Here is a 3,876-nt window from a genome sequence, read left to right as displayed (position 1 = left end):
ATGGTCACCGTGCTGCCCGGCGTGGCCGTGCCCGAGATGGGCTGCGTGGTCGGACCCGGCTGAGGCTGGGCCACCGTCAGGCTGGCCGGACCGACTGCCGTAAAGCTGCTCACGGCCGGCGACGAACAGCCGACCGTATTACAGGCAACGGCCGTAATGCTGGTAGGTCCCGCTGCTACCGTGACGTTACATGAGTAAGCCCCCGACGCGCTGGCTGTGGTCGTACACAGGGTGGTGTTGTTAGGACCCGTCAGCGTGACGGTACTGTTGGGCGTGGCCGTGCCCGAGACCGTGGGTGAGGTCGTCGCCGTACCACTATTAGCGGGTGAATTAATAGCGACTGTCGGCAAAGACAGGCTGCCGAACGTGTATGCTGTATACGTATTCGGTGTGATATTCGTGGCGGTGACCGAGCCGGTTCCTACCAACGTACCCGACACACCGCCGGCCTGCCCCAAGTTTACCCATTGGCTACCATTCCAACCGACGATGACCAGCCGACTTGGACTTCCCCCAGTCAACGTAGTCAGGTTACTAGCGGTATTCCAGCTCAGCGTGATGGACGCTGATGCGCTGCCATCGATATCCCAGTATTCGACCGTGCTGACAGTCTCGACCCCGGTCCCCCGCGACGAGGTAGCGAAGGGGCTACCCGTAGGCAGGCTAGCCGATCCGGGATCGCCCGAAAAATAAGCCGCCCGGTAGTTGACCGCCGTACTCGCCGACGCAATACTTGCCCACCGATACGACGTACCGTCCCCGATGGGGAAAGTAAACGCAGCATTACCCGCTTCTTCGGCATACCCGTTGACGTGTGATGCATCCGACGCACCGGTATGTGTGGCACCAGTGGTAAAATAAATATTGTCGCCCGGTGCACTACGGGGCGTTACGACGTAGCCGGAGTTGAAGTTCAGGTTGCCATAAACACCCATATGACCACCGGGGTGGACCTGTACGGTGCTGTTTATCTGGCTTTGTGCCTGAACCAGTAGCGCCCAGCACCAAAGCAGGGTAGCTAAGTAGAGAGTTCGCTTCATGAGGGGATATGGTGGTTTATTGCATACATGGTAGGACAGAAAAATTTAACTCGATAAGGTATTGACTATCGGTACATGCCGGGAATAAGCATATGGGTAAATCAGGGCTACCGAAGTAGACGAGAATCATACAGAACATTGGCGGATTAGCTTGACCATTGCAGCCCTACATCCGGGCAGTTTTAGTCAAAGCGACCGACCTAGTAATAGGTGACGTTGATAACCATCGTTGCCCGCCCCCAATCGAAATTATCACCGCTGGCAGCCCACATATTGAACCGGTAAGTGGGCGTATAGCCATTGCTGATGCTCCATTGCTCTACATAGCCCTGGGTCTTGTACGTAATAAGCTGATCCGTGTTTGCTGCTACGATTGTCTCGGTAAATTGTCCTACGACATGACTCATAGGCACGATGGTAGATGCCGAATTGCCGAACGCTGCTAATGTGAATTTGCGGGAACCTTCTTCCGTATCGATTCCATTCCGCTTAAGCCGTGTACCGATATAGGCATTGGGAATCTGGTTGAGCGATACAACGCTGTCCAAGCCTGCCGGAACGTTGGTGAACACGGTTATAACGGCATTTCTACCGGCGGGAATCGTTATCGTTTTCGAAAGGCCCAGATCAAGACTATCGACTGAACCGATTACGTCAACGGGTTGGGTAGCCGCTACTTTATATACTACAGTACTCCCTATTGATTGCCACGTACCTACCCCATTGGCATCGCTGGTTAGCACTTTTCCAATCCCCTGCGTACCATCCACCAGCTTTACAGCGCCCGCCGTGGTACCATTATTAACTTCCAGCTTCGCACCCGGTGAGGTTGTGCCAATACCTACGTTGCCATTGTCTTTCTGAATAATTGTCTTGTTGCCATTCGCAGCTTCCACTTCCAGATTACTGGTTGCGCCGATAGAAGCCGGATTGGCCCCGATCTTGACCTGCGCTTTTGCCGTCGAGAACCAAGTCAATGTAGTCAGAGTGAACAATAAACAATTGATTTTCATGTTTTTAATAAGTTGGTTTATGCAAAAAAAACTACCTGCAAGGCGACAGTGTATTTCCGTCGGTAGGCAGATATATCCGTTCTGGAGAGCGGGATGAGCCGTTTCATGATCAACAGAGCGCAGTCTATGTCGGAAAGAAAAGGGCCGCTACGAGACAATCATCTCAAGTCATGCACAGAAAAAGCAACCCGTACGTCAATCATTTCCGGGTCTGCTGATACTGCTTTGCCCGCCTACTCCAGATTATTCACTTGTGAAATGGAACATCATCACTTACTGAAGCTGAGAGCGAGCATTCACTCGCCTTCAGCTTCAGTAAGTGATCAGCAAACCATTGTCGTAGCTACCATCATTCTGGCGATCGAAAGATTAATAGCGGAGGACTGTTAGTTGTGTAGAACCAGCGCCTAGCGTATTACCTGTACCTGTGCAGTTTCCGGATTGCCCACGGCCAAGCCTGATTTGCCAATCATAGCCAGTGCCGGTTATCACGGTTGTAAATGATATGGTTCCGCCATGATTGGACAGCCCCCCTTGGTTGTGTGCCGCCGTTGAGTGAATTCGCTTTGTAGTACTACCGGTACCCGTAGGAAAATCCACGATATAAGACGAAAGGTCGCATCCCGTCGCATTATGGTTACCTTCATACACAAACGTCATCTGGTACACACCAGGCTTCAGACTAACGGTATTTGTTCCCGAGTTGAAGGTTACGTTGCCATTAGTGTTGTTGGCGATTTGAGCCATCGGTACGGATTGGCTACTCCCTGCGCTTACGCCATTCAAAAAATTAAAAATGTCTGATTGCAGACTAAAGACTGCCGGTGCGGGTATGTTTATATCTGCCGGAGTCTGCCAGGTTCCCACCCCGTTGGCATCGCTGGTCAGGATTTTATTAGCCCCCTGGGTTCCATCCACAATCTTGATGGCTCCCGCCGTGGTACCATTGTTAACTTCCAGTTTCACGCCCGGTGAGGTTGTGCCAATTCCCACCATACCGCTATTAGAATCGGTGAGATACATCAACTCATTGAGCGTCTTACCAACGCTGAAAGAAAGATATTTTACTCCTGCAAGACCACCCGTGCTGACATCTCCGAAATTTATTCTTGCAATCTGGCCCGCACTTGGCAGATTTACATTAGATTTCATGTTGATGCCGAAATTTTCCGTTCTGTTTCCGTAAGCGTATGAGTCCTGCCCAACGTTGATATCAATTGCATTTTTAGAGGCTGCTAAAGTCACAGCTGCATTAATGTATTGATTGCCCTGCAAGTCCAGTTTCGCCGAAGGGGCCATTGTGCCGATTCCCACATTTCCGTTCTCGTCAATGAGCATTCTGTTGGTGCTGGTCGTTGCGAAAACTAAGTCCGATAAGGTCGTGGTACCATCACCCTTGTAGTTAGCTTTAATATTAGACGTATTATAATTCCAAACGTTGTTCCACCGGCCGCCAAAACCCAGGTAGCCAATCGACGTACCGTTAGCAATATTGGCCGGAGCCGCTTCAGTACCTCCCGAACTCATTTGTACCACACTGGGCGCTACACTGCTGCCATAACTGTAAATGCTGATGTCATCGGCCCCCAGATTGCCACCACCGTCATTGGATAAGGCCAGTTTGCTTCTGGGGGATATAGTACCTACGCCCACAAAACCCAATCCACTGAAGCCCAGTGTCTTTCCGGCCGTCGCCACCTCCGTATTCTTGCTGAGCGTACCGCCCAGGCCCACATTGCCCGTGCTGTTGTAGCCCACCGTTAGCCCATTGTCGGCCCCTAGCTGGGCACCGCTTTTCTTGCTGACCCAGCCCGTGCCGTCCC

Annotated in this window: 3 protein-coding genes; all 3 read right to left on the bottom strand. The window is 51.8% G+C overall.

The genetic code is table 11. The annotated features are described in order from the left end of the window. Positions 1-1,040, bottom strand: a 1,040-nt coding sequence (locus tag CLV58_RS27805) for an Ig-like domain-containing protein (RefSeq protein ID WP_245882495.1), incomplete at its 3' end; no start/stop codon positions are given. Between the two features lie 200 nt (positions 1,041-1,240). Beyond that, positions 1,241-2,053: a hypothetical protein gene (locus CLV58_RS27800; protein WP_106141109.1), complete on the bottom strand. Its 813-nt coding sequence runs from the start codon at positions 2,051-2,053 to the stop codon at positions 1,241-1,243. Between the two features lie 369 nt (positions 2,054-2,422). Then, positions 2,423-3,876, bottom strand: a 1,454-nt coding sequence (locus CLV58_RS28595; protein WP_483881775.1) for an autotransporter outer membrane beta-barrel domain-containing protein, incomplete at its 5' end; no start/stop codon positions are given.

Source organism: Spirosoma oryzae (genome assembly GCF_003002825.1).
Lineage (GTDB): Bacteria > Bacteroidota > Bacteroidia > Cytophagales > Spirosomataceae > Spirosoma > Spirosoma oryzae.
The sequence above is the reverse complement of the archived record's forward strand: the minus strand, read 5'-3'. Positions and strand labels throughout refer to the sequence as shown.

Excerpts from the sequence above, each read along its gene's own strand:
- CLV58_RS27800 (WP_106141109.1), bottom strand. The coding sequence starts at position 2,053 with ATGAAAATCAATTGTTTATTGTTCACTCTGACTACATTGACTTGGTTC.